The sequence below is a fragment of the Cupriavidus gilardii genome, from assembly GCF_013314895.1.
In the GTDB taxonomy this organism is placed as follows: domain Bacteria; phylum Pseudomonadota; class Gammaproteobacteria; order Burkholderiales; family Burkholderiaceae; genus Cupriavidus; species Cupriavidus gilardii_C.
In genome coordinates this window covers 265,502-289,345 of the sequence record NZ_JABTYE010000003.1, presented here as the reverse complement: position 1 = coordinate 289,345, position 23,844 = coordinate 265,502, and the positions used below count along the sequence as shown (strand labels likewise).

Genomic DNA, 23,844 nt, shown 5'->3' with positions numbered 1-23,844 from the left:
AATAAAGGGGGCATCGCCAGAATGGGGCCTTCGCTGCGACACACATGCGACACGTATGCGACAAACAGGCGACAAACAGGCGACATACAGCGCACGCAGCGCAAAGAATTCACCCCGGAAACTCACCACCGAACCAGGAGCGATCCCAATGCTGCAATCCCGTGAAGGCCAACGCATCCCCAATGTCACATTCCGCGTACGCGAGAACAACGATTGGAAAAATCTGACCACCGCCGAGCTGTTCGACAACAAGACCGTCGTGGTCTTCTCGCTGCCCGGCGCGTTCACCCCGACCTGTTCGTCGACCCATCTGCCGCGCTACAACGAGCTGGCGCCTGTTTTTGCCCAGCATGGCGTCGACGCGATCCTCTGCGTCTCGGTCAATGACACCTTCGTGATGAACGAGTGGGCCAAGGATCAGGAGTCCGAGAACATCGTGATGATCCCCGACGGCAACGGCGAATTCACCGACGGCATGGGCATGCTGGTGGACAAGACCGACCTCGGCTTCGGCAAGCGCAGCTGGCGCTATTCGATGCTGGTCAAGAACGGCGTGGTCGACAAGATGTTCATCGAGCCGGAAGAGCCGGGCGACCCGTTCAAGGTCTCCGACGCCGACACGATGCTCGCCTACGTCGCCCCGAACGCCAAGACGCCTGACCAGGTCGTGGTGTTCTCGAAGGAAGGCTGCCCATTCTGCGCCAAGGCCAAGCAGCTGCTGTCCGACCACGGCTACCAGTACATCGACGTGCCGCTGGAACACAAGATCCGCGGCAAGGTGCTCGGCGCGGTGTCCGGCACGATGACCGCCCCGCAGGTGTTCATCAACGGCAAGCTGATCGGCGGGGCCGAGCAGGTCGAGCAGTATCTGGCCGCCTGATCTCCCGCAGCGCCTTTTTTCTCCCATCCCACTGATTGTTCCGTGGCGCGGTCCGGCAGTCGCCGGACCCGAAGGCGGCGTGCCGCCCTCGGGTCCGTGGATTGAACCGCCCCGAATAAACCCATCGTCTCTCCGAACAGGAATTTCGCCATGCAAACCATCGTCACCGACATCGCCGTGATCGGCGCCGGCACCGCTGGCCTGGCCGCCTATCGCGCCGCCAGGGCCGCCGGCAAGCGCGCCGTGATCATCGAAGGCGGGGAATACGGCACCACCTGCGCGCGCGTCGGCTGCATGCCGTCGAAGCTGCTGATCGCGGCGGCCGAGGCCGCGCACGAGCTGCGCCATACCGCGCCGTTCGGCGTCCATGTCGATGGACCGATCCGCATCGACGGCCGCGAGGTGATGGACCGCGTGCGGCGCGAGCGCGACCGCTTCGTCGGCTTCGTGGTTCGCGGCGTCGACAATATTCCCGAGCAGGACCGTCTGCGCGGCTATGCCCGCTTCATCGACAACACGGTGCTGCAGGTCGGCAACGACGCCGACGGCACCGTGGTTCGCGCCAGCCGGGTGGTGATCGCCACCGGTTCGAGCCCTGCCGTGCCGCAGCCGTTTCGCGTGTTCGGCGACCGGCTGGTCGTCAACGACGACATCTTCAACTGGCAGGATCTGCCGCGGCGCGTGGCGGTGTTCGGCCCCGGCGTGATCGGTCTCGAACTGGGCCAGGCGCTGTCGCGGCTTGGCGTCCATGTGCGCGTGTTCGGCGTGCGCGGCGGCGTCGGCCCGCTGACCGACCCGGCGATCCGCGCCTATGCCGCTCAAGCCTTCCAGCAGGAGTTCTATCTGGATCCCGATGCCAAGGTCACGGACATGGCGCGCGAAGGCGACGAGGCGGTGATCTCGTTCATCGACCGCGACGGCAATGCGGTGACCGAACGCTTCGACTATGTGCTGGCCGCTACCGGCCGCCAGCCCAATGTGCGCAATCTTGGCCTGGAAAACACCGGGCTGGAGCTGGACGCCCGCGGCGTGCCGGTGTTCGACCCGGCCACGCTGCAATGCGGCTCGGCGCCGGTCTTCATCGCCGGCGACGCCAACGATGTTCTGCCGCTGCTGCACGAGGCCGCCGACGAGGGCAAGAGCGCCGGCGAGAATGCCGCCGCCTGGCCGCAGGTTTCGCCGGTGCCGCGCCGTGCGCCGATCGCCGTGGTGTTCTCCGACCCGCAACTGGCCATGGTCGGCCAGCGCCACGCCGATCTGCCGGCCGACAGCTTCGTCACCGGCGAAGTCAGCTTCGAGGACCAGGGGCGCAGCCGCGTGATGCTGAAAAACCGCGGACTGATGCATGTCTATGCGGACAAGGCGAGCGGGCGTTTCGTCGGCGCCGAATGGATCGGACCGCGTGCCGAACATATCGCGCATCTGCTGGCATGGGCGTATCAGCAGCAATTGATGATCGACCAGATGCTGGCGATGCCGTTCTATCACCCGGTGATCGAAGAGGGTTTGCGCACCGCGTTGCGCGACGCACAAGCCCGGCTGCGCGCCTGAACGGGGTTAAATGCCGCGATGGCGGCATTCCTTGTCATTGCCTTATGCGGGTTGCCGCGCATCCGCGCCTCGACATTGCAGTGGGGCGGATTATTATGTAATTGCCGAATATTGTGATTCTGTCTTATTGGATTACATTTTTTATGGTGACTCACAGATAACCGTGAGCTAGCATAACGGCACCCTACAACTGGCAAGGAATGACGATGGCGACTTACAAACAATTACTGGCAGAAAAGGAAAAACTCGAAGCACAACTGGAGGAAGCCAGGCAAACCGAAGTGGCGGCCGTGGTCGCGCAGATCCAGCAACTGATGGAGGATTACGGTTTGACTGCCGAAGATCTGGTGCCGCGTCGCCGCGGCCGTCCGCGCAAATCGGCGGGCCGCTCGGGTACGCCGGCGCCGGCCAAATATCGCGATCCGAAGACCGGCAAGACCTGGTCGGGCCGCGGCCGCGCACCGGCATGGCTGGGCAAGAATCGCGATCGCTTCCTGATCGCCGAGTAAGGCTGTGCTCCATTGCGCTGTGCCCAATAGGATCCGGCGAACCGTATTGCGTCGAATCGCAATATCCGGCGCCACGGCTGTTCTGCCAGGGAACACGATTTGCCGCCGATCCGCGCGATTCTGTGCGATAGCCGATAGCCGATAGCCGATCGACGGGCGGCAGCGTAGTCATCAGTCTTTCGCGGGATTTCCCGCATTTCGTACGGGTTCCGCCAGGTCTGCCTGCAAGAAGACATTGCGACAAGACATTGGACAAGACAATGCGCCAGACATTGACGGCACTCAATTAAGTCTCTTCTTAAAATCGAGCCGATCCACCGTATTGCGACGGGTCAACGCAATACGGGCCGGCCGCCGCCGAATTGCCGAAACGATGACGGTAACGGCGCGCCCGGCATCGAAACGCTCGCCGCACGCCAATACGATATCCCGCGCCGCTTCGGAGCGGTCTTCCGATTCGCACGTCAGCCATACCGCGCCCTGCAGGCAAAGCACGGTGTATCCTTGGCCGATCGTCAGGCGAAGCGGGACGGCGCCAACCTGGCCAATTCGGTCAAATCGGCCAATCCCGTCGATTCCTTCCATCCCGTCGGGTTCAGCGAATGCATGCATGACAGTCTCCTGGCGTGCCCCGCATCGAATTGGCACGCCTTGTCATTGTGGTCACGCGCAAGATCGCCTGGCCGGATGTTTCGTCATCCCCGGTATTCCGGCGGATCATGGCGCGGCCATTGAAAGCGCCATTGCGACGATGTCCGCCCCTGTTCGAAAATATCCGCCCATGTCGCGCATCACCGAGCCATGACCAATATCAGCCCGGCCGTCTCGCAAGCCCTGCGGGCGATGTCGCTCGACGCGCTGCGCGGCTTCGACAGCGCGGCGCGCCATTTGAGCTTTACCGCCGCGGCCGATGAGCTATGCCTGACGCAGTCGGCCATCAGCAAGCAGATCAAAAGCCTGGAGGACGCGCTGGGCGTGCCGCTGTTCCTGCGCGGCGCCAAGGGGCTGTCGCTGACGCCCGAGGGACGTCTGCTGCAGCAGGCCGCCAGAGCGGCGATCGAGCAGTTGGCGGGCACGGTCGAACGCCTGATCGCGCCGGAGCGCAGCGCGATTTCGGTCACCACCACGCCATCCTTCGCTTCGCTGTGGCTGGTGCCGCGGCTGGCACGGTTTCAGGCCGACGCGCCCGATATCGACGTGCGCGTCGATGCGTCGGAGGCGATCGCCAATCTGGACAGGGATGGCTTCGATATTGCGATCCGGCTCAGCCCGCCTGGGCAAGCCGCTGCCGCGCTGGTGCGCGAACGGCTGATTCTGGTCGCCGCGCCGAAGGTTGCCGCGCGCATTCATCGAGCCAGCGATATTCGAGCCGCAACGCTGCTGGTCTATCACGATCCCAATGCGCGCTTTGGCTGGATGTCGTGGGGCGAGTGGTATCGCCGCCTGGGGCTGACGGCTGCGGCCAGTCAGCCCTGCCTGTATTTCTCGCGCTACGAGCACGTCGTCGCCGCGGCGGCGGAAGGGGCGGGCGTGGCGATCGGCCGTACGCCGCTGATCCTGCCGTTGTTGGCCGGCGGCGAATTGCAGGTGGTACTGCCGGACGCGGGAATCGACGGGATGGAATATCAGGTCGTCATGTCGGAGCATGCCCAGGCACGCCCCGCGGTGCACCGCTTCCAGGCCTGGTTGACGCGCGAATTGGCGCGCGACGTCACCGGTTGAGTTCAAGCGCCACGCGCTCGAGCCGAGACCGGCGACGCCGGCCATCAGAATCGATGGCGCACGCCGACCCCGTAGTTGTTGCCGTGCGAAAGCCCGCCGACCTTGTCGTAGTAGTAGGCGACATAGACGTCGGTGCGCTTGGACAGGTTGTAGTCGTAGGCCACCGCCGCGGTATTGCGCTCGACATCGGCCACTTCGTTCTTGACCTTGCCGTAGGCATACGACAGCAGCAGGCTGCCCGCGCCGATGGGCACGGAAGCGCCGACCTGTCCGTTGGTGTGCCGGATGTCGCCAGTCGCACTGTCGATATCCGACTTGATGTACTGGCCCTGCGCGAACAGCTTGACCACCTTGAAGTCGTAGCTGACGCCCGCCTGCACCGCGTTCTGCTTGTTGAAGCCGACCATCGCGGCCGGCGCCGTCACGTCGCCGGGCGTGTTGTTGAACTTGACCTGCTGAAAGGCGACGGTCGCGGCAAACGGACCGTTGAAATACAGCACGTTGCCGCCCCACTTGTTCCTGCCGTTGTCGCCGGCCTGCTCGCCGAAGGCATAGATCGCGTTGAAGCTCAGCCCGCCGAACTTCGGCGACGAATAGACCAGCGAATTGCTCCAGCCCGAATCGCCGATGATGCCCGGGTCGTAGACCGCACCGCCGTTGCTGGTCACATAGGTATGGAAGATCGTCGGCGAGAAGTGGTACGAATCGACCAGCGGATTGAACAGGATCGTCGACAGGAAATAGGGCGTGGTATTGCGGCCCAGGCGGAAGGTGCCCGCGGTATCGCTCTGCAAGCCGACGTAGGCGCTGCGGGTCAACATGCCGTCCGCATCGAAACGGCCCGCACGGCCATTGTCGGCGCGATAGAAGCCATTCAGATCGAAGATCGCCTTCAGGCCATTGCCCAGGTCCTCGGTGCCCTTGATGCCCCAGTACGACGTCTGCATGCCGCCGGCGCCGAGCACATAGGCACGATCCCCACCGACCGCCTTGTTGCTGCCGACGTAGGTGTCGACCTGCCCGTACAGCGTCACGCTGGACTGCGCCAGCGCGCCCCCGCTTGCCAATGCCGTCATGGCGGCCGCCAGCGCGCGCGCCGGCTTGAACGTCGTTGTTGTCATGCGAACCTCCTTCGTTGACCCTGATTTCTCTCGTGCTTCTTTTTGATGGCGTTGTTGTTGTCCTGACGTCGTCGCGATCGCGCGCGTCGATCCCGGGCGGCTGGCTCGGCCGTTTGCCGGGGCGTTCGAAAGCAGTGTGCGGAAATCGGGCGATACCGACCACCATCATTTTTCGCGCGACGCGAGCACAAAATGTGTGCGGTGGCGGTGCGGATGCACGGGTGGAGCGGCACGCGATCGGTGCCGGGATCGGCTCTCCCTATCGACGTCCGTCCGCTACGCGGCCAGCGTCAACGGCGGATGCAGCGCCCCGATGGCGGTCTTCAAATGCTCCGCGAATGCGGCCGCCGCCGGCGGCAGCGCGCGGCCCTTGCGCGCGGCCAGAACCAGCCGGCCCAGCGCCAGTTCGGGATCGCTCAGCGGCACCGCCGTCAGCGTGCCCTCCCGCGTTTCGCGCAGCGTGCCGGCATGGAACTGGAAGCAGATCGCGTCGGTCTGGCGGACGAAGCCCTTCAGCGTCTCGACCGTGGTCGCTTCGAGCATTACGGACAGATGCAGGCGATTGCGCGCGGCGATGGCCTCGACCAACCGCCGGCTGGCGAACGTCGCGGGGCCGAGGGCGACCGGGAAGGCCGCGCAATCGGCCAGCCGCAGTGTCCGCCGGCCGGCAAGCGGATGGTCGGGCCGCATCATCGCGCAGAACGGCTGTGGCGCGGCCGCGAGCTGCTGCAGCAGCGGACTGGCGGGCGGATCGTGCGCCAGCAGCAGGTCGGCGTCGTCCTGCTTCAGCGCATCCATCAATTGATCGGTGCCGCCGATCGCGACATGAAATTGCACGCCGCGATGGCGCGTCTGATAGCGGCCGATCGCATCAGGCAGGAAATCGTTCGCTACCGATTCGGCCGCGGCGATCCGCACCGAGCCGCGTACCAGTCCGCGCAATTGCGCCATCTGCGCGGCAGCCGCGTCCAGATCGGCCAGGCTGCGCCGTATCGTCGCCACCAGGACCTCGCCAGCCGATGTCAGCCGGACGCCGCGCGGCAGCCGTTCGAACAGCGGCGTGCCGATCTGCTGTTCCACTTCGAGAATCTTGCGGTTCAGCGCGGTCGAGGCGACATGCAGCTGCTCGGCCGCCTTGCGGATCGAGCCGCAGCGGGCCACGGTGTCGAGATACAGATAGACGCGGGGAGGGTGAAGCATCGGCTTGGGGCACGGCGCAGCGGCAGGAATCGGAACGATCACCTACCTAGCAAAGATCGTGCGCGGCTGCCCGCGGGCTGCATACGGGGGGGGCATTGCCGCCCCTGCGCTGGCCGATCGCCTATTCGCATCCTATTGTGGGACGTGGTTGGGTCGGTCCGGACGTGGTGCGGCCGGCCCGCAATTTGTGACAACACCGACGGAGCGCATGACCATGCAGAAGATTGGATCGGCAAGATGGCAAGGCGGCATCAAGGATGGCGGCGGCACGATTTCGACCCAGAGCGGCGTGCTGAAGGATGCGCCATACGGCTTCAAGGCCCGCTTCGAGGGCGGCCCGGGCACCAATCCGGAGGAACTGATCGGCGCCGCGCATGCCGGCTGCTTCTCGATGGCCCTGTCGCTGATCCTCGGCGAGGCGGGCATGGTGCCGGAGAGCATCGACACCAAGGCCACCGTGACGCTGGAAAAGGAAGGCGGCGGCTTCAGTATCACGGCTGTCCATCTCGACGTGGCGGTGCGCATCCCCGGCGCGGACCAGGCCGCCTTCGACAAGTGCGCGCAGACCGCCAAGGAGAATTGCCCGGTGTCCAAGCTGCTGAAGGCACCGATCACGATGAATGCCACCCTGAATGCCTGAGGCCGGGTCCGCCGCCGTGCCGCGCCAAAACGGTCCGGCGGCGAGATTGGCGGGAACCGGGCGCGAAACGCGCTTTCTATAATGGACAGGGCGCAGCGCCCCGCCATCCGGCGCTGCCGCCCGCCACCTCAGGAGGCAACATCATGCAGAGCAGCGAAGCGGTGCTCACGCAGGCCCGCGCGGCGCTGGCCAATCTGCCGTTCCACGGCCAGCATCTCCATCCCACCATCAACTTGCGCCTGTCCGACGGCGCACTGATCCTCGAAGGCGACGTACCGGATATCGTTGCCAAGACCCGGGCAGCGGCCCGGATGCGCAAGATCGACGGCGTATCGTGCGTGATCGACCATCTGCGCGTGGCCAACGGCGCCGCGCCCGCCGGCGATGGCGAACTGCGCAACGCGGTTTGCGAGCGGCTGCTGCAGGCGGTGGATTTCCGCAGTTGCAAGATCTGCGTGCATGCCAAGGGCCGGCTGGAAACGCTGCGCGAGGCAGTCGGCGAGCGCAGCGGCTGGATCGAGATCAATACGGTCGATGGCATCGTGACCCTGCGCGGACAGGTGATCAGCCTGTCCCATATGCGGCTGGCCGGCGTGCTGGCCTGGTGGTCGCCCGGCTGCCAGTGCGTGGTCAATGAGCTGGAGATCGCGCCGGCCGAGAGGGACAACGACGAGGAGATCACCGAGGCGCTGCGTCTGGTGCTCGAGTCCGATCCGCTGGTGAATGCCGATCAGATCGTCATCCGCACCGAGAACCGCGTGGTCACGCTGGAGGGCTATGCGGGCGAGGGCGCACGCCGCCAGGCCGAACGCGATGCCTGGTATCTGCATGGCGTCGAGGACGTGATCAACCGGATCGAACGCCGGCCCGATAGCGTCTGAAACCGCGGCCCAGCGCTGCCGAAGGAAGAGTCATGACGCCGGCCGCTCAGGCCGGCTGTCCTTCGCGCAGCGCGTCCTCCACGTGCCAATAACGACGTCGCGCCCGCAACGCGTAGCGGGCGCGATAGGGCGACGTCGACTCGATCGTGCCGCGCTTGTATCTGATGACGCGCATGTTGCAGGAAATCGGCCGGCAATAGCACGGACGCATTTAAAAAAATAGCGCGCGACAAGACACGTCGCCGCCTTGAAACGCGCCCGCCGGTGAATTCCGGCCGGCGCGTTTTTTGTTGCGCAATGCGGCAATTGCCGCCAGCGCAAGTTTTGCAAGGCGTGCAGGGATTGTCTGTCGGATTCACAACGTGGGCCGCGTGCAGGCGCGCAACGCGATCGGCACGGCCGTTGCTACAGCTAGAAACGCGTCGCCGGCGGCTCGCCGCACGGCGTCTTTCGCTCACCCCACAATGGAGCTTTCATGGACACCTTGACCGATCTGCTGGATGCCAAGGGCTGCCCGCTGGGCCAGCAACATTTCACTTGGAAGGACCTGGTCCAGGCGCCGATCAGCAAGCTGGACGACGACGCATTCACGCGCGTCCGCATCATCCTGATGAATGGCATCGAATCCGATGCGCTGCGGCTCAAGCACATCATGTCGCGCTGCAATCGGGAATTGCGCATTCCGCTGGCGCAAATCCGCCGCGTCGAACATCACCAGGCGACGATGATCAATTGGCTGATCGGGGCCGACCATTCCCCGCTGGAAACCACGATCGCCTACGAGCAGGTAGCCATCGAGGTCACCGCGGCGGTCGCTCAGACCGAGCCGGATCCGTACCAGGCGCAGGCCTATCGCTTCGGTCTGCTGGAGGATTTCGACCACCTGTACCGCTATAGCGCGCTGCTCGACCGCCTCGAAGGCAAGGACGCGAATTCGATCACGCAGGGCCATACCGACATCGTGCCGGGCCGCTCGACCTGGGTCGAACACCGCGCGCCGCAGGACGATGTGCGCGAGAGCTACGACCGTGCCAACGCCGCGCTGATCACCAAGATCCACGCCGCGATGATTACCGCGGCCGAGTACCAGACCCACGACTACTACATGAACATCGGGCCGCTGTTCACCGACCCGCTGGCGCGCCAGCTGTACGCGGAGATCGCCTCCATCGAGGAACAGCACGTGACCCAGTACGGTTCGCTGATGGATCCCGACGAAAGCATGATCGAGAAGTGGGTGATCCACGAAGCGATGGAGGCCTACAACTATTACAGCTGCGTGCAGCAGGAGAGCAACCCGCGCATCAAGGCAATCTGGGAACGCTTCCTCGATTACGAACTGGGGCATCTGCATGTCGCCTGCGAAATGCTGAAGCGCCACGAGAATCGCGACCCGGCCGAGATTCTTGCCGGACCGCTGCCCAAGCCGATCGATTTCGCCAGCCAGCGCGACTTCGTGCGCAAGGTGCTCGCCGACGAGGTGGACCTGCGCGCCAACGGTACCGAGTTCGTGTCGCTCGACAAGGACAGCCCCGCCTCGATCGAATACCGCCGCGTGATGAATGCCGATGGCTCGCCGTCGCAGCTGGTCTCTGCCGGCTATGTGTGGTCGCCCGGCACCGAACTGGCGCGGATGCACACCGCCGCCTGAGGCGAACGGTGAAGCCACCGCGGCCAATTACGCTGGACAACCGAAACTGGAGAGAACGCATGGAACAGACCACCCAGATGGGCGTCAACCGAACCGGGGCGCAGATGTCGCCGATCGACACCGAGGCCATGGAGCGTTATGCCGAAAACATGGGGCCCGATAGCGGTATCGACGACATGAACGTGCCGGCCGAATCGCAGCCCGCCGCCGACATGCGCGCCCAATATATCGACGAGGCAGCGGCAGTCGGCTCCGTGCCGCTGCCCGGTACGCTCAAGGGCGCGATGAGCACGACCATGGACAAGCTGACCGGCAATCGCCCCGAGGTGCTGATCGACAAGCTCGGCGAGCGCCTGGCCTTCGAGCGTACCGGTACGCGCCTGTACGAACTGATGATCGCGAAATGCAAGGAAATGGATACCAGCGCGGTCGACCCCGACGTGCTCGGCACGCTGATGCATTTCCACGATGAGGAGGCCGAGCACTTCGCGATGGTCGACGAGGTCATGCGCGCGATCGGCGCGGACCCGACCGCGGTCACGCCGTGTGCCGACGTGGCTGGCGTCACCGCGATGGGCGTACTGCAAACCATTGCCGACCCTCGCACCAACTTCGCGCAATGCCTGAACGCGCTGCTGACGGCGGAGATGACCGATAACGCCGGTTGGGAGCTGCTGATCAAGCTCGCGACCGAGACCGGTCATACCGAGATGGCGCAGCGTTTCCAGCAGGCGCTGACGGAAGAAGAGCAGCACATGGCCACGATCCGGCAGTGGCTGGAGCGAGCCGTCATCACCGAAGCGTCGTAGCGTCGTCGGTTCGGACCGGCCAGGAGACCAGGGCCGGATCGCTGCGGTGGCGCTGCGCGCGCCGCAGCGCCGCCCGCCCGAAGGAGCGTGCATGAAGGAAATGTTCTATCGCGATCATCTGATCGCCGCCCACGCGGTGCCGGTCGGCGCCAGCGCGGGCGTGCGCTACGGCTACCAGGGCGAGATCCTGCCGGCGGGCGAGCGTGCCGCCACGGCGCAGGACCCGCCGACATCCTTTGCCTCCGATGTCGAAACGGCATTCGACAACGCCGCCACGGCGATCGAGGCCTGCCTGCTCGAAGGCCGGCGGCTGATCGATGCCCGGCTCGACGGCGCCGACACGCCGGCGGCATCTTCCGACCCGACCCGAGCCCCTGGCTCGGGCAACAGCAATCAGAGGAGCATGCAATGACCCAGAAGCAAAGCGACCAAGGCAAGAGCGGATCGAGCGGCAAGGGCGCCGAGCAGGGCGGCAAGGGCGGAGGCGGACGCGAGGAGCCCAGCCCGATCGATGTGCAGAAGTCCCTGAAGGGCATCGACTTTCCCGCCACCAAGGACGATATCCTGTCCCGCGCCCGTGACGGCGGCGCCAGCGAAGAGGTGATGGCGGAACTGGAGCAATTGCCGGAGCGCGACTACGATTCCCCGGCGGAGATCTCGCGGGAGTTGGGCAAGCTGCATTGATGGCCGGTGCGTCCGCGCGCGGCCATGGCCGGGCGCGGGCAAGCAGTGTGTCCCGCTGTGTGTGCGACGTTTCGCAAAAGCGCGCCGTAGACTTGCGGGGCGTTGGTACCTAATGGAAGGGGGAATTTCAAGCGCGGGCCGATTCTCTCAGGACACCGCCTCCAACACCGGCGCTACCACCGGCCGCGGTCCCGGGAACGACTCGCGATATCCCATCTCCGGATCGCGTGCGAATATCTCCGCGGCCCAATCGACGAATACGCGCACCTTGGCCGACAGATTCCGGTTCTGCGGATACATGGCCGAGATCGGCATGACTTCTTCCTGCCAGTCGCCCATGACTTCGATCAGCCGGCCGCTTTCGAGATAAGGTTGCGCCATTACGCGCGAGATAACGGCAATGCCGTGTCCCTCCAGCGCGCAGCCGATATAAACCTCGGGATCGTTGGTCGAGATTGCCGATGGCAGCAGCAATTCATGGCGCTCGTCGCCGCGCGTCAGAATCCATGGCATCTCGCGTCCGGTGCGCGTCGACAGGTAATTGATCGCCCGATGCTGCATCAGCTCTTCCGGCGTGGTCGGCGTGCCGTGTTGCTTCAGATAAATGGGCGAGGCATAGAAAGCCAGCCGCAATTGGCCGATGCGGCGGGCCACCATCGTATCGTCGACGATATCGCCGACGCGGATCACCACGTCGACGCCTTCCTTGACCAGATCGATTGGCTTGCCGTTGATCGTCAGTTCGACCTTCAGATCCGGATAGCGCGCGAAGAATTCGTGCAGATTGGGCACGAGCGCCAGGCGTGCCAGCCCGCCGACGGTATCGACGCGGAGCGTGCCGCGCGGCGTCTGGTTCTGGTGGGTCAGCGATTGCTCGGCTTCGTCGACATCGGCCAGGATCCGGACGCATCGTTCGTAATAGGCGGCGCCTTCGGAGGTGACGCTGATCCGGCGGGTGGTCCGGTGCAACAGCTTGACGCCCAGATGCGTTTCCAGATTCTGGATCAGCCGCGTCAACGTGGCCTTGGGCAGATTCAGCGATTCGGCCGCGCGGGCGAAGCTGCCGATATCCACGACGCGGGTAAAGGCTTGCATTGAGACGAAGCGGTCCATGGCGGCTGTCCAATTAGAAGCCATCGCGTGCGGACGGTGCCGCGCGGCTGGCGAGGGCGAATCTTACTCACTCTGCGGGTCGTATGCACGGTAGGGTTTTTCGTTGGCATAACCGCAACAGTGGAGCGGTTATTTATCCCCGGGGGACGATCCAGCGGAACAGACGCCAGCCCGACGCGATTATTCCATCCGCAGAATAGTGCGTTGGCAAACTGCGCCTTTATCCCGTCCACGTCAATCACCATAATTCGGTGCAACGCAACATGCAAACCAGGCGCCGAGCGGTTTTCTCCGGCGGGCGCCACGGGACCAGACCATGACCAAACTGACGCAAGGTACCGCATCCCAGGCCGCCAAGGCCGGCGCCGCGGCGCGCGTGGTGCGGCATGAAATTGCCAGCGGCGAGCGCACCATTGCTGTGCACGTGTGCTATCCCGCCGGATATCCGACCGCGTGGGCGTCGTCGCCGCTGCCGTGGCTGCTGTATCTGCACGCCGGCGGTTTTGTCGATGGCGGCATCGAGAAGGCCGCCCATCTGACCCGCCAGTTGGCCGGCGCGGTGCCGGCGGTGGTGGTGGCGCCCGAATATTCGCTGGCCCCGGATCATCCGTTCCCCGCCGCGCCGGAGGACGCCTTCAATACCGCCGAATGGGTATTGCGCCAGGCGCGCCGGCTCAAGGTCGACAAGATGCGTTTCTCGCTGGTCGGCGAGGAGGCCGGTGGCAACCTGGCGATTGCGGTGGCGCAGATGCTGCGCGATCGCGGCCTGCCTGCGCCGCGTGCGCAATGGCTGATCCGCCCGGTCACCGACCCTTGCCTGCAGCATGCGTCCTGCGTCGGCCAGGCCCACGTGCCGCTGGAAACGCTGCAGCGCATGGCCGTTTGCTATCGCGATTACCTGCCGACGCCCGCGGCGTCGGTCCATCCCTACGCCGCGCCGGCGCATGCCATGCGCCTGGCGGGCCTGCCGCCGACGCTGATCCAGGTGGCCGAACTCGATGCGCTGCGGCCCGAAGGCGAGGCCTTCGGCCGCAAGCTGCTCGACCGCGGCGTGGCGGCGGAAACCCGAATCATGCCCGGCGCCTGTGGCGCCGGTGTCGAAGCATCCCACGACCGATGTCAGGTATGGGTCGATGAAGGCGCGCGCTTTCTGCGAGAACGTTTCGCGGACAGCGACGAAGCCTCGCCACAGGCCGAACGCCGGCCGGCAGCCAAGCCTTCCGGTTGGGCGCCGTGACGTGCCTGCGGTCGCGCCGGTGTTTGCCACACTGACGCAGACCGCCATTCGAGAAGTCAGCCGCGTGTGAATGTCTCCGGACCCCGCGTCGGTGCCCCAAGGTGGATTCACCCGAAAGGCGTCGAACGGGCCCGGCGGGCGGCGTTCGTCCTTTTGCTTTTCCGGTTGAAGAAATCCCGAAACGGAGTGAAGAAATGAAGCTGCAATCCCGACGTAGCCTGATCGCCGTCGCCATCGTCATCGTGCTGGGCACGGGCCTGGCGACCTCGATCCTGCGCCCCTGGCATGCCGGCGAGGCGCAAGCCGTGCCGACGCCGACCGCCACCGCCCCGGCGGTCGACGTGGCCGCCGCCATCGGCAAGACCATCACCGAGTGGGACGAATTCTCGGGCCGGCTCGAGGCAATCGACCGCGTCGAGGTGCGACCGCGCGTCGGCGGCACCATCGACGCGGTGCACTTCCGCGAAGGCGAGATGGTCAAGAAGGGCGATCTGCTGTTCACCATCGATCCGCGTCCGTACGCGGCCGAGGTGGCACGTGCGGAAGCCGCGCTGGCCGCCGCGCAGGTGCGCGCCAGCCATGCGCAGAGCGAGCAGGTGCGGGCGCAGCGGCTGCTGGACGACAACGCGATCTCGCGTCGCGAATTCGACGAGCGCATCCACGCGGCGCGCGAAGCCAGCGCCAACGTGCGCGCGGCGCAGGCGGCGCTGGACTCGGCCAGGCTGAACCTGGCCTACACCCGCATCACCTCGCCGGTGACCGGCCGCGTCTCGCGCGCCGAGATCACGGTGGGCAATCTGGTTGCCCCGGGCGCGAATGCCCCGGCGCTGACGACGGTGGTGTCGGTGTCGCCGGTGTATGCCAGCTTCGAGATCGACGAGCAGAGCTATCTGCGCTACACCGCGCCTGGCGCCGCCGGCGGGTCCAACGGCAAGGGCATGGCGGTGTATCTCGGACTGGCGAACGAGGAAGGCCATCCGCACGAGGGCCGCATCCAGTCGGTCGACAACCGGCTCGATCCGCGCAGCGGCACGATCCGCGTACGGGCCGTATTCGACAACCCGGACGGACGCCTGCTGCCGGGCCTGTACGCCAAGGTCAAGCTCGGCGGCAACGCGCCGCACGACGCGGTGCTGATCAACGACCGTGCGATCGGCACCGACCAGGGCAAGAAGTTCGTGCTGGTGGTCGACAAGGACAACAAGCTGAACTATCGCGAAGTGCAGATGGGGCCTAACTACGACGGCCTGCGCGTGATCCGGTCCGGCCTGAAGGCGGGCGAGGTGATCGTGGTCAATGGGCTGCAGCGCGTGCGGCCGGGCGACACGGTCGCGCCGACGCCGGTGCGCATGGCGCTCAAGCGTGAGCTCGAACGTGGCAATGCCGCCGAAAAGAGCGCGGACAACCAGCCCGAGCAGGCGAAGAGGGAGACGGTCGGATGATAGAGAACTTGCCCGCCACCGGCGCCTGACGATCCGGTACTCCCCTCTCCCGCTTGCGGGAGAGGGGTTGGGGAGAGGGCAGGGCGGTCGATGAACCGACCGCGTCATTGCCAGCGCAAGACCTCTCCCCGGCCCTCTCCCGCGAGCGGGAGAGGGAGAACACCGATCGCCCGCCATTTCATCGCCCAAATGCTTTTCCATGGCGTCCACACGGACCGCCAGGGGGCTCCCTTTTTTATCGAGACCCGTCATGAACCTCTCGAAATTCTTTATCGACCGGCCAATCTTTGCCGGCGTGCTATCGGTGCTGATCTTCCTGGTCGGCGCGATCGCCATGTTCAAGCTGCCGATTTCGGAATACCCGGAAGTCGTGCCGCCGTCCGTCGTGGTGCGGGCGCAGTATCCGGGCGCCAACCCGAAGGTGATCGCCGAAACCGTGGCGTCGCCGCTGGAAGAGCAGATCAACGGCGTGGAGGACATGCTGTACATGTCCTCGCAGTCCAACAGCGACGGCCTGCTGACGCTGACGGTGACCTTCAAGCTGGGCACCGACCCGGACAAGGCCCAGCAGCTCGTGCAGAACCGCGTGTCGCAGGCCGAGCCGCGCCTGCCCGAGGACGTGCGCCGGCTCGGCATCACGACCGTCAAGAGCTCGCCCGACCTGACCATGGTGGTCCACCTGGTCTCGCCGAACGATCGCTATGACATGACCTACCTGCGCAACTACGCGGTGATCAACGTCAAGGATCGTCTGGCCCGCATCCAGGGCGTGGGCCAGGTGCAGCTGTTCGGCTCGGGCGACTACGCGATGCGCGTGTGGCTCGATCCGGAGAAGATGGCCGAGCGCCAGCTCGCCGCCAGCGATGTGGTGCGCGCGATCCGCGAGCAGAACGTGCAGGTGGCCGCCGGCGTGATCGGCGCCTCGCCGTCGCTGCCGGGCACCGACCTGCAGCTGTCGGTCAACGCGCAGGGCCGCCTGAACACCGAGGAAGAGTTCGGCGGCATCATCGTCCGCACTTCGCCGGACGGCGGCGTGACCTATCTGCGCGATGTCGCCCGTATCGAACTGGGCGCGTCCGAGTACGCGCTGCGCTCGCTGCTCGACAACAAGCCCGCAGTGGCGATTCCGATCTTCCAGGCGCCGGGCTCGAACGCGATCCAGATCTCGGACGACGTGCGCAAGACCATGGAAGAGCTCAAGGAGAACTTCCCGGACGGCGTCGACTACAGCATCGTCTACGACCCGACGCAGTTCGTGCGGCACAGTATCGAGGCGGTCACGCACACGCTGTTCGAGGCGATCGCGCTGGTGGTGCTGGTCGTGATCCTGTTCCTGCAGACCTGGCGCGCATCGATCATCCCGCTGCTGGCGGTGCCGGTGTCGATCGTCGGTACGTTCGGCCTGATGTACGCGTTCGGCTTCTCGATCAACGCGCTGTCGCTGTTTGGCCTGGTGCTGGCGATCGGTATCGTGGTCGACGATGCGATCGTGGTCGTCGAGAACGTCGAGCGCAACATCGAGCAGGGCCTGTCGCCGAAGGAAGCCACCTACCAGGCCATGCGCGAAGTCAGCGGCCCGATCATCGCGATCGCGCTGGTGCTGTGCGCCGTGTTCGTGCCGCTGGCCTTCATGACGGGCCTGACCGGACAGTTCTACAAGCAGTTCGCGCTGACGATCTCGATCTCGACGATCATTTCGGCGTTCAACTCGCTGACGCTGTCGCCCGCACTGTCGGCGCTGCTGCTGCGCAGCCATGATGCACCGAAGGACTGGCTGTCCCGCGCGATGGACCGCGTGCTTGGCGGCTTCTTCAAGCGCTTCAACCGCTTCTTCGGGGCCAGTTCCGAGCGCTACGGCAAGGGCGTCAAGGGCGTGGTGCGCCGCAAGGGCGCGGTGTTCGGCGTCTATGCCGTGATGCTGGCGCTGACCTGGGGCATCTTCCAGCTGGTGCCTAAGGGCTTCGTGCCGGCACAGGACAAGCAGTACCTGGTCAGCTTCGCCAAGCTGCCCGATGGTGCGACGCTGGACCGCACCGAGGACGTGATCCGCCGTATGTCGGAGATCGCGCTGAAGCATCCTGGCGTCGAATCGGCGGTGGCCTTCCCGGGCCTGTCGATCAACGGCTTCACCAACAGCCCGAGCGCCGGCATCGTGTTTGCCACGCTCAAGCCGTTCGACGAGCGCAAGTCGGACGACCTGAGCGGCAATGCCATCGCGGCGCAGCTGAACCAGCAGTACGCGGCCATCCAGGACGCCTTTATCGCGGTGTTCCCACCGCCTCCGGTGCAGGGTCTGGGCACGATCGGCGGCTTCAAGCTGATGATCGAGGACCGCGCCGCGCTCGGCTACGACGCGCTGTTCGCGGCGACCAACGCGTTCGCCACCAAGGCGCGCGCGACGCCGGAACTGGCGGGGATCTTCAGCAACTACCAGGTCAACGTGCCGCAGCTCGACGTGCAGCTCGACCGCGTCAAGGCCAAGCAGCTGGGCGTGCCGGTGACGGACGTGTTCGACACGCTGCAGACCTATCTCGGTTCGGCCTACGTCAACGACTTCAACAAGTTCGGCCGTACCTATCAGGTCAAGGTGCAGGCCGATGCCAGCTACCGTCAGCATGCCGAGGACATCCTGCAGCTGAAGACGCGCAACGCCGCCGGCGAGATGGTGCCGCTGTCGTCGCTGGTGCAGGTCAAGCAGGGCTTCGGTCCGGACAGCGTGGTGCGCTACAACGGCTTTACCGCCGCCGACATGAACGGCGGACCGGCGCCGGGCTTCTCGTCGGGCCAGGCGCAGGCCGCGGCCGAGCGCATCGCCGCCGAGACGCTGCCCAAGGGCATCAAGTTCGAGTGGACCGAGCTGACCTATCAGGACATCCTGGCCGGCAACGCGGGCGTGTGGATCTTCCCGCTGTGCGTGCTGCTGGTGTTCCTGGTGCTGGCCGCGCAGTACGAAAGCCTGACGCTGCCGCTGGCGGTGATCCTGATCGTGCCGCTGTCGCTGCTGGCCGCGCTGACCGGTGTGTGGCTCACGCGTGGGGACAACAACATCTTCACGCAGATCGGCTTCATCGTGCTGGTGGGGCTGTCGGCGAAGAACTCGATCCTGATCGTGGAGTTCGCCCGCGAGCTGGAGCATCAGGGCCGCACCATCGTGCAGGCCGCGATCGAAGCGAGCCGCCTGCGTCTGCGCCCGATCCTGATGACCTCGTTCGCTTTCATCATGGGCGTGGTGCCGCTGGTGGTGTCGACCGGCGCCGGCGCGGAGATGCGCCAGGCGATGGGCGTGGCGGTGTTCGCCGGCATGCTGGGCGTGACGTTCTTCGGCCTGTTCCTGACGCCGGTGTTCTACGTGGCACTGCGCAAGCTGGCCACGCGCGGCAAGGCCGAGCCCGAGCCGGCGCCGGAAGCGCAGCCCGACAACACCGTCGCATTGGCTGAACCGCAACATTGAGGATGGACTGTCGGCGTGCTCCCCTCTCCCGCCCAGCGGGAGAGGGGCTGGGGGAGAGGGCAGCAGCAGTCGATGAACGACAACGCAACGACGAGCGCCGCTTTCCCTCTCGCCAACCCTCTCCCGCACGCGGGACAGGGATAGCACCGCAGGCACATGCCAACGATATCGAATCAAGGAACAACGACATGACAGCAAACCTGCAATCGTGGATGCCGCGGCTGGCCACGCTGGCCGCCGCGCTGGTGCTGGCAGGCTGCTCGCTGGCGCCGACCTACAAGGTGCCGGAAACCGCGACCGTGCCGGCCTTCAAGGAAGCCGAGGCCGCGCAGGCCGAAGGCGCGCAATGGAAAGTGGCCACGCCGGCCGAGGGTGCCGAACGCGGCCAGTGGTGGAAGCTGTTCGGCGATGCGGAACTGGATCGGTTGATCGAGGCCGCCAACAGCAACAACCAGGACCTGGCCGCCGCCGCCGCGCGGGTCAAGCAGGCACGCGCGTTTACCGGCGTGGTCGAGGCCGACCAGTATCCGCAACTGAGCGTGGGCCTCGATCCGACCCGCACGCAACCGTCGGCGGCCTCGCTCGGCTTGCCCGATGGCACGCCGGTATCGCCCCGTACGGTGCTGCGCGCGCGCGCCATCGCGAGCTACGAGGTCGATCTGTTCGGCCGCGTGGCCGACAGCGTCCGCGCCGCACGGGCCGAGGGCGAGGCGGCCGAGGACCTGTTCCGGTCGGTGCAGCTGACCCTGCAGGCCGATGTCGCGCAGGCCTACTTCACGCTGCGCACGCTCGATGCGGAGCGCCAGCTGCTGCGCGCCACCATCGCGCTGCGTGAGGACGCCGTGCGGCTGCTCAAGCGCCGTTTCGATGCGGGCGAGACCACCGACCTGGATCCGGCGCGTGCCGAAGCCGAACTCGGTACCGCGCGTGCCGACCTGGCCGATGTCGAGCGCCGCCGCGCCAATCAGGAGCATGCGCTGGCGGTGCTGACCGGCGTGCCGCCGGCGCAGTTCGCGCTGGCCGAGCGCCCCTTCGACGCCGCGCCTGTCGCGATTCCGGCGGGGTTGCCGTCGGAACTGCTCGAGCGCCGGCCCGATATCGCGCAGGCCGAACGCCTGATGGCAGCGGCCAACGCGCGTATCGGCGTGGCCAAGTCGGCGTTCTTCCCGCGTATTTCGTTGACCGGCGTGTTCGGCTTCGAGTCCAGCGAGCTGTCCAATCTGTTCCGCTGGTCCTCGCGCGCCTGGATGCTGGGTCCGCTGATCGGCTCGACCATCGCGGCGCCGATCTTCGATGGCGGGCGCAATCGTGCCAATCTGGCGGCGGCGCGCGCGCAGCATGAGGAAGCGGTGGCTGCGTATCGGCAGACCGTGCTGGTCGCTTTCCGCGAGGTCGAAGATGGACTGGCCGATGTCCGCTGGCTGTCGCAGCAGGCGAACGCGCTCGACAGTGCGCTGGCCGGTGCCCGCCGCGCGCAGCGCATCTCGCGCAGCCGCTACGATGCGGGCGCGGTGGACTATCTGACCGTGATCGATGCGGACCGCACCGTGCTGCAATCGCAGCGCGCGGCCAATCAGGTGGCCGGCCTGCGCGCCGCGGCTACCGTTGCGCTGGTGCGCAGCCTGGGGGGCGGTTGGGGTCCGGTGCAGGCACCGAGCGACGCCGCGGCCCGCTGATCGGGCCCATCCTGTCGTTCCCGCGAAAGCGGGGATCCAGCGTCTTTTGAAGTCACTGGGCCCCCGCATTCGCGGGGACGACGACGTTCTGCAGAAACCGAGGCCGGCGTGACCGGCCTCTTTCCTTATCAAAGCAGCATGCCGCCCGAGGCCTCGACGCGTTGCGCGTTGATCCAGCCGGTGCCCGGTGCGAACAGCGCAGCCACAACCGGGCCGATATCGTCCGGCTTGCCCGGACGACCCAATGCGGTCACGGAGGCGACGAAGGCATTGACCTCGTCGTTGTCGCGTACGACGCCACCGCTGAAATCGGTCTCGATCGCCCCGGGTGCCAGCGTGTTGACGCTGATCCCGCGTTCGCCCAATTCCTTCGCCAGATAGCGTGTCAGCACTTCGACGCCGCCCTTCATCATGGCGTAGGCCGAGTAGCCCGGCAGCGCAAAGCGAGCCAGGCCGGTCGATACATTGAGAATGCGTCCGCCATCGGCGATCAGCCCGAGCAAGGCTTGCGTCAGGAAGAACGGCGCCTTCAGGTGAATGCGCATCAGTTGAACGAACTGTTCCTCGGTGGTCTCGGCAAAGCCCGCATGCAAACCGATGCCGGCGTTGTTCAGCAGAAAATCGAAGCGGTCGCGGCCCCAGCCGGCGAGCACCGACTGAACCTGCGCCGCGAAACCGCTGAAGGTGCGGCTGTCCGACACGTCAAGCTGCAGCGCGGCGGCGCGCCGGCCCAGCCGTTCGATCTCCGCGAGCGCGCTCTCGGCGTCGGCCCGCTGGCTCCGGTAGGTCAGGATCACGTCGGTGCCCTGGCGAGCCAGATGGATTGCGGCATTGCGGCCCAGACCGCGGCTGCCGCCGGTGATCACGGCGATGGTGGAAGGGGAGGTCATCAGATCGACTCCTGTCGAGGTGGATAGGCAGTTGGAATGCGGCCGAGCCGCACGAATGCACTTTATTGATTCGACCGCGCCGCATAAACTGCTGCGATATGACCGCTATGTTTGCGGCACGTAAACAATCGCTCTCGAATCCATCTTATGGACTCCCTTGACGCACTGCGCATCGTGGTCCGTGTCGCCGAATTCGGCGGCTTCGCGCGCGCGGCCGACAGCCTCGATCTGTCGAAAGCCGCGGTCTCGATCGCGGTGCAGCGGCTCGAAGCCAGCCTGGGCACTCAGCTGTTTCATCGGACCACGCGTCGCGTGCAGCTGACCGCCGACGGGCAGGCGTTCTACGAGCGTGCGCGGGATCTGCTCGACGACATGGACGAGCTGCACGGGATGTTCCAGGGCGACGGCGGCGCGCTGAAGGGCCGCCTGCGCGTCGACATGCCGGCGGGCATGGCTTCGATGTTCGTGATTCCGCAGCTGCCCGAATTCCTCGGCAGGCATCCCGATCTCTCCATCGAGATCAGCGGCACTGACCGTCGTGTCGATGTCGTGCGCGAAGGCTTCGACTGCGTGGTGCGCGTCGGCACGCTGGAAGACAGCAGTCTGGTGGCGCGGCCGTTGGGTGCCATCCGGCTGATCAACTGCGCCAGTCCCGACTATCTCCGTCGCCATGGCATCCCGCACACCGTCGAGGATCTTCGCCATCATCGGCTGGTGCACTACGCCGGCACGCTCGGGCAGCGTCCGAGCGGGTTCGAGTACCCGGATGGCCAAGGTCATGCGGCAGTGCCGATGGCCGGCAGCGTCACCGTCAACAACGGTGCCGCTTACGAAGCGGCGGCCGTCGCCGGGCTGGGCATCATCCAGGTGCCCGCCATGGCAATGCAGGCAAGGCTCGCGGCCGGCGAGCTGGTCGAAGTCCTGCCGGACTTTTCGCCGCCGCCGATGCCGGTCACGCTGCTCTATGCGCAGCGGCGCAATCTGCCACGGCGGGTGCGCGTGTTCATGGACTGGATCGCACAGGTCCTGGAACCCCATCTCGAACGGGTGTCGTAAGGCGGGCGCCGGGCCTTGTGGGGAAGCTCGGGGCATGACGCGCGAAGGCTGCCGGCGACGTGAATTGCCCACGCTGCTGCGGTACAGTCGAGGCCATGAGCAAGCCCCGTCCCACTGAGCCAACCCACGATCATGGCGATGCCGCGCTGCGGCAGCGCGCCGCGCGCCGCAGCACCATGGTCAGCGTGGCGGCCAATCTGGTGCTGACCATCGCCCAGGCCGTCACCGGCCTGCTGGCCGGCTCGCAGGCGCTGCTGGCCGATGCCGTCCATTCGCTGTCGGACATGCTGTCCGACTTCATCGTGCTGTTCGCCGGCATCCACAGCGGCAAGGGGCCAGACGAAGACCATCAGTACGGCCACCAACGCTTCGAGAACGCGGCATCGCTGGCGCTTGGCGTGCTGCTGCTGGCGGTTGGCGCCGGCATGCTGTGGTCGGCGGCAGGCAAGGTCGATGCCGCGGCCGACACGCCGCCGGTCGGCATGGTGGCGCTGTGGGTCGCGCTTGGCACGCTGGTGCTGAAGGAATCGCTGTTTCGCTATCTGCTGTCGGTGGCGCAGCGCGTGCGCTCCAGCATGTTGGCCGCCAACGCCTGGCATTCGCGTTCGGATGCCGCTTCCTCGCTGGTCGTCGCGCTCGGCATCGGCGGCAGCCTGCTCGGCTATCGCTGGCTCGATCCTGTGGCGGCGATGGTGGTCGGCCTGATGATCCTGCGCATGGGCTGGCGCTTTGGCTGGAACGCGATGCAGGACCTGATGGATCGCGGCGCCGACGCGCACACCGTCGAGGCGATCCGGCACAGCCTGCTATCGACGCCCGGCGTGCTCGGGGTGCACGACCTGCGCACGCGCAAGATGGGCGACCTGATCCTGGTCGACGTGCATCTGGAGATGGAGGCGATGCTGACCGTGGAGCAGGGCCATGCGATCGCGATGGAGGCTCGCCGGCGCGCGATGGAGAATCGCGACGTGCTGGACGTGATGACCCACATGGATCCGGTCCGCCGCGGCGGCGCTACGGCCGACCGCGCCCCCGGCTAGCGTTTGCGCAGCGGCGCGAGCAGATGCGACAGGCCGTTGTGGTCGAGCTCCTGCATCAACGCCAGCAGCCGCCCGATTTCCCCCGGCGGAAACCCTTCGCGCGCAAACCAGTTCAGATAGTTGCCCGGCAGATCGGCGATCAGCCTGCCCTTGTATTTGCCGAACGGCATGGTGCGGGTAACGAGGAGTTGGAGGTCTTCGGGTTGCATGGCGGCTGCGAGCAATTCGGCTTGGATGTCGACGCTTGTCGAACTGTTCGGGTTGGTCGGCGAGAACTACAATCGTAGCCGA

Annotated in this window: 23 protein-coding genes; 16 read left to right on the top strand and 7 right to left on the bottom strand. The window is 66.0% G+C overall.

Going from position 1 to position 23,844, the window contains the following annotated elements; translation table 11 throughout:
• Positions 1-148: 148 nt before the first annotated feature.
• From HTY53_RS04660 to HTY53_RS04650, 3 genes are all read left to right on the top strand, one after another.
• Entirely contained in the window at positions 149-880 is a 732-nt protein-coding gene (locus HTY53_RS04660; protein WP_174105272.1) for a glutathione peroxidase, read from the top strand.
• A 150-nt stretch (positions 881-1,030) separates the two neighbouring features.
• Positions 1,031-2,431 (top strand): dihydrolipoyl dehydrogenase, encoded by a 1,401-nt coding sequence (locus HTY53_RS04655; RefSeq protein ID WP_174105271.1) that lies wholly within the window; start codon positions 1,031-1,033, stop codon positions 2,429-2,431.
• A 206-nt stretch (positions 2,432-2,637) separates the two neighbouring features.
• Positions 2,638-2,940, top strand: a complete 303-nt coding sequence (locus HTY53_RS04650) for an H-NS histone family protein (protein WP_174105270.1) — start codon at positions 2,638-2,640, stop codon at positions 2,938-2,940.
• Positions 2,941-3,222: 282 nt separating this feature from the next.
• Here the strand turns inward: HTY53_RS04650 and HTY53_RS04645 are convergent, their stop codons facing one another.
• Entirely contained in the window at positions 3,223-3,552 is a 330-nt protein-coding gene (locus HTY53_RS04645) for a DUF2917 domain-containing protein (RefSeq protein WP_174105269.1), read from the bottom strand.
• Positions 3,553-3,741: 189 nt separating this feature from the next.
• Here HTY53_RS04645 and HTY53_RS04640 point away from each other — a divergent pair, with 189 nt between their 5' ends.
• Positions 3,742-4,662, top strand: coding sequence for a LysR substrate-binding domain-containing protein (locus HTY53_RS04640; protein WP_174105268.1), 921 nt, complete (start codon positions 3,742-3,744; stop codon positions 4,660-4,662).
• Positions 4,663-4,706: 44 nt separating this feature from the next.
• On the opposite strand, the gene HTY53_RS04635 is transcribed toward HTY53_RS04640, so the two are convergent.
• Together HTY53_RS04635 and HTY53_RS04630 are read right to left on the bottom strand one after the other, a co-directional pair.
• Positions 4,707-5,783: a porin gene (locus HTY53_RS04635; protein WP_174105267.1), complete on the bottom strand. Its 1,077-nt coding sequence runs from the start codon at positions 5,781-5,783 to the stop codon at positions 4,707-4,709.
• Between the two features lie 276 nt (positions 5,784-6,059).
• A complete protein-coding gene (locus HTY53_RS04630; protein WP_174105266.1) occupies positions 6,060-6,983 on the bottom strand; it encodes a LysR family transcriptional regulator in 924 nt (307 codons plus the stop codon).
• A 214-nt stretch (positions 6,984-7,197) separates the two neighbouring features.
• Between HTY53_RS04630 and HTY53_RS04625 the strand changes: the two genes are divergently transcribed.
• Positions 7,198-7,623: an OsmC family protein gene (locus HTY53_RS04625; protein WP_274383336.1), complete on the top strand. Its 426-nt coding sequence runs from the start codon at positions 7,198-7,200 to the stop codon at positions 7,621-7,623.
• 143 nt (positions 7,624-7,766) lie between these two features.
• Positions 7,767-8,504: a BON domain-containing protein gene (locus tag HTY53_RS04620; protein ID WP_174105264.1), complete on the top strand. Its 738-nt coding sequence runs from the start codon at positions 7,767-7,769 to the stop codon at positions 8,502-8,504.
• A 46-nt stretch (positions 8,505-8,550) separates the two neighbouring features.
• Here HTY53_RS04620 and HTY53_RS24890 read toward each other — a convergent pair whose 3' ends face one another.
• Complete coding sequence (locus HTY53_RS24890; RefSeq protein ID WP_302480468.1) at positions 8,551-8,679, bottom strand: hypothetical protein; 129 nt, start codon at positions 8,677-8,679, stop codon at positions 8,551-8,553.
• Between the two features lie 300 nt (positions 8,680-8,979).
• Here HTY53_RS24890 and HTY53_RS04615 point away from each other — a divergent pair, with 300 nt between their 5' ends.
• From HTY53_RS04615 to HTY53_RS04600, 4 genes are all read left to right on the top strand, one after another.
• Positions 8,980-10,155, top strand: coding sequence for a hypothetical protein (locus HTY53_RS04615; RefSeq protein WP_174105263.1), 1,176 nt, complete (start codon positions 8,980-8,982; stop codon positions 10,153-10,155).
• 59 nt (positions 10,156-10,214) lie between these two features.
• Complete coding sequence (locus HTY53_RS04610) at positions 10,215-10,964, top strand: DUF892 family protein (RefSeq protein ID WP_174105262.1); 750 nt, start codon at positions 10,215-10,217, stop codon at positions 10,962-10,964.
• Positions 10,965-11,055: 91 nt separating this feature from the next.
• Entirely contained in the window at positions 11,056-11,376 is a 321-nt protein-coding gene (locus HTY53_RS04605) for a hypothetical protein (RefSeq protein ID WP_174105261.1), read from the top strand.
• On the top strand, positions 11,373-11,648 hold the full coding sequence (locus HTY53_RS04600; protein WP_174105260.1) for a DUF2795 domain-containing protein: 276 nt from the start codon (positions 11,373-11,375) through the stop codon (positions 11,646-11,648). Before HTY53_RS04605 ends, HTY53_RS04600 begins: the two co-directional genes overlap by 4 nt.
• A gap of 147 nt (positions 11,649-11,795) precedes the next feature.
• Here HTY53_RS04600 and HTY53_RS04595 read toward each other — a convergent pair whose 3' ends face one another.
• Positions 11,796-12,761 carry a LysR family transcriptional regulator gene (locus HTY53_RS04595; protein ID WP_174105259.1) on the bottom strand — a complete coding sequence of 322 codons (966 nt, stop codon included), beginning with the start codon at positions 12,759-12,761 and terminating at the stop codon, positions 11,796-11,798.
• Between the two features lie 316 nt (positions 12,762-13,077).
• On the opposite strand from HTY53_RS04595, the gene HTY53_RS04590 reads away from it, so the two are divergent.
• From HTY53_RS04590 to HTY53_RS04575, 4 genes are all read left to right on the top strand, one after another.
• Positions 13,078-13,998, top strand: coding sequence for an alpha/beta hydrolase (locus tag HTY53_RS04590; RefSeq protein WP_174105258.1), 921 nt, complete (start codon positions 13,078-13,080; stop codon positions 13,996-13,998).
• Between the two features lie 194 nt (positions 13,999-14,192).
• Positions 14,193-15,440: an efflux RND transporter periplasmic adaptor subunit gene (locus HTY53_RS04585; RefSeq protein ID WP_174105257.1), complete on the top strand. Its 1,248-nt coding sequence runs from the start codon at positions 14,193-14,195 to the stop codon at positions 15,438-15,440.
• Between the two features lie 250 nt (positions 15,441-15,690).
• Positions 15,691-18,891: an efflux RND transporter permease subunit gene (locus HTY53_RS04580; protein WP_174105256.1), complete on the top strand. Its 3,201-nt coding sequence runs from the start codon at positions 15,691-15,693 to the stop codon at positions 18,889-18,891.
• A 188-nt stretch (positions 18,892-19,079) separates the two neighbouring features.
• Complete coding sequence (locus HTY53_RS04575) at positions 19,080-20,567, top strand: efflux transporter outer membrane subunit (RefSeq protein ID WP_174105255.1); 1,488 nt, start codon at positions 19,080-19,082, stop codon at positions 20,565-20,567.
• 128 nt (positions 20,568-20,695) lie between these two features.
• On the opposite strand, the gene HTY53_RS04570 is transcribed toward HTY53_RS04575, so the two are convergent.
• Positions 20,696-21,457, bottom strand: a complete 762-nt coding sequence (locus HTY53_RS04570) for an SDR family NAD(P)-dependent oxidoreductase (RefSeq protein WP_217435497.1) — start codon at positions 21,455-21,457, stop codon at positions 20,696-20,698.
• A 147-nt stretch (positions 21,458-21,604) separates the two neighbouring features.
• On the opposite strand from HTY53_RS04570, the gene HTY53_RS04565 reads away from it, so the two are divergent.
• Entirely contained in the window at positions 21,605-22,513 is a 909-nt protein-coding gene (locus HTY53_RS04565) for a LysR family transcriptional regulator (RefSeq protein ID WP_174105254.1), read from the top strand.
• 95 nt (positions 22,514-22,608) lie between these two features.
• Positions 22,609-23,553, top strand: a complete 945-nt coding sequence (locus tag HTY53_RS04560) for a cation diffusion facilitator family transporter (RefSeq protein ID WP_174105253.1) — start codon at positions 22,609-22,611, stop codon at positions 23,551-23,553.
• Here HTY53_RS04560 and HTY53_RS04555 read toward each other — a convergent pair.
• Positions 23,550-23,762, bottom strand: coding sequence for a DUF3820 family protein (locus tag HTY53_RS04555; protein WP_006576618.1), 213 nt, complete (start codon positions 23,760-23,762; stop codon positions 23,550-23,552). The genes HTY53_RS04560 and HTY53_RS04555 overlap by 4 nt on opposite strands.
• Positions 23,763-23,844: the final 82 nt, after the last annotated feature.

What these genes read in the sequence shown, in the direction of transcription:
- HTY53_RS04580 (WP_174105256.1), top strand. Translation starts at nt 15,691, where the DNA reads ATGAACCTCTCGAAATTCTTTATCGACCGGCCAATCTTTGCCGGCGTG.
- HTY53_RS04555 (WP_006576618.1), bottom strand. Translation starts at nt 23,762, where the DNA reads ATGCAACCCGAAGACCTCCAACTCCTCGTTACCCGCACCATGCCGTTC.
- HTY53_RS04625 (WP_274383336.1), top strand. Translation starts at nt 7,198, where the DNA reads ATGCAGAAGATTGGATCGGCAAGATGGCAAGGCGGCATCAAGGATGGC.
- HTY53_RS04570 (WP_217435497.1), bottom strand. Translation starts at nt 21,457, where the DNA reads ATGACCTCCCCTTCCACCATCGCCGTGATCACCGGCGGCAGCCGCGGT.
- HTY53_RS04620 (WP_174105264.1), top strand. Translation starts at nt 7,767, where the DNA reads ATGCAGAGCAGCGAAGCGGTGCTCACGCAGGCCCGCGCGGCGCTGGCC.
- HTY53_RS04565 (WP_174105254.1), top strand. Translation starts at nt 21,605, where the DNA reads ATGGACTCCCTTGACGCACTGCGCATCGTGGTCCGTGTCGCCGAATTC.
- HTY53_RS04640 (WP_174105268.1), top strand. Translation starts at nt 3,742, where the DNA reads ATGACCAATATCAGCCCGGCCGTCTCGCAAGCCCTGCGGGCGATGTCG.
- HTY53_RS04615 (WP_174105263.1), top strand. Translation starts at nt 8,980, where the DNA reads ATGGACACCTTGACCGATCTGCTGGATGCCAAGGGCTGCCCGCTGGGC.
- HTY53_RS04575 (WP_174105255.1), top strand. Translation starts at nt 19,080, where the DNA reads ATGACAGCAAACCTGCAATCGTGGATGCCGCGGCTGGCCACGCTGGCC.
- HTY53_RS04600 (WP_174105260.1), top strand. Translation starts at nt 11,373, where the DNA reads ATGACCCAGAAGCAAAGCGACCAAGGCAAGAGCGGATCGAGCGGCAAG.
- HTY53_RS04585 (WP_174105257.1), top strand. Translation starts at nt 14,193, where the DNA reads ATGAAGCTGCAATCCCGACGTAGCCTGATCGCCGTCGCCATCGTCATC.
- HTY53_RS04595 (WP_174105259.1), bottom strand. Translation starts at nt 12,761, where the DNA reads ATGGACCGCTTCGTCTCAATGCAAGCCTTTACCCGCGTCGTGGATATC.
- HTY53_RS04610 (WP_174105262.1), top strand. Translation starts at nt 10,215, where the DNA reads ATGGAACAGACCACCCAGATGGGCGTCAACCGAACCGGGGCGCAGATG.
- HTY53_RS04635 (WP_174105267.1), bottom strand. Translation starts at nt 5,783, where the DNA reads ATGACAACAACGACGTTCAAGCCGGCGCGCGCGCTGGCGGCCGCCATG.
- HTY53_RS04660 (WP_174105272.1), top strand. Translation starts at nt 149, where the DNA reads ATGCTGCAATCCCGTGAAGGCCAACGCATCCCCAATGTCACATTCCGC.
- HTY53_RS04590 (WP_174105258.1), top strand. Translation starts at nt 13,078, where the DNA reads ATGACCAAACTGACGCAAGGTACCGCATCCCAGGCCGCCAAGGCCGGC.
- HTY53_RS04655 (WP_174105271.1), top strand. Translation starts at nt 1,031, where the DNA reads ATGCAAACCATCGTCACCGACATCGCCGTGATCGGCGCCGGCACCGCT.
- HTY53_RS04605 (WP_174105261.1), top strand. Translation starts at nt 11,056, where the DNA reads ATGAAGGAAATGTTCTATCGCGATCATCTGATCGCCGCCCACGCGGTG.
- HTY53_RS04650 (WP_174105270.1), top strand. Translation starts at nt 2,638, where the DNA reads ATGGCGACTTACAAACAATTACTGGCAGAAAAGGAAAAACTCGAAGCA.
- HTY53_RS24890 (WP_302480468.1), bottom strand. Translation starts at nt 8,679, where the DNA reads ATGCGCGTCATCAGATACAAGCGCGGCACGATCGAGTCGACGTCGCCC.
- HTY53_RS04560 (WP_174105253.1), top strand. Translation starts at nt 22,609, where the DNA reads ATGAGCAAGCCCCGTCCCACTGAGCCAACCCACGATCATGGCGATGCC.
- HTY53_RS04630 (WP_174105266.1), bottom strand. Translation starts at nt 6,983, where the DNA reads ATGCTTCACCCTCCCCGCGTCTATCTGTATCTCGACACCGTGGCCCGC.
- HTY53_RS04645 (WP_174105269.1), bottom strand. Translation starts at nt 3,552, where the DNA reads ATGCATGCATTCGCTGAACCCGACGGGATGGAAGGAATCGACGGGATT.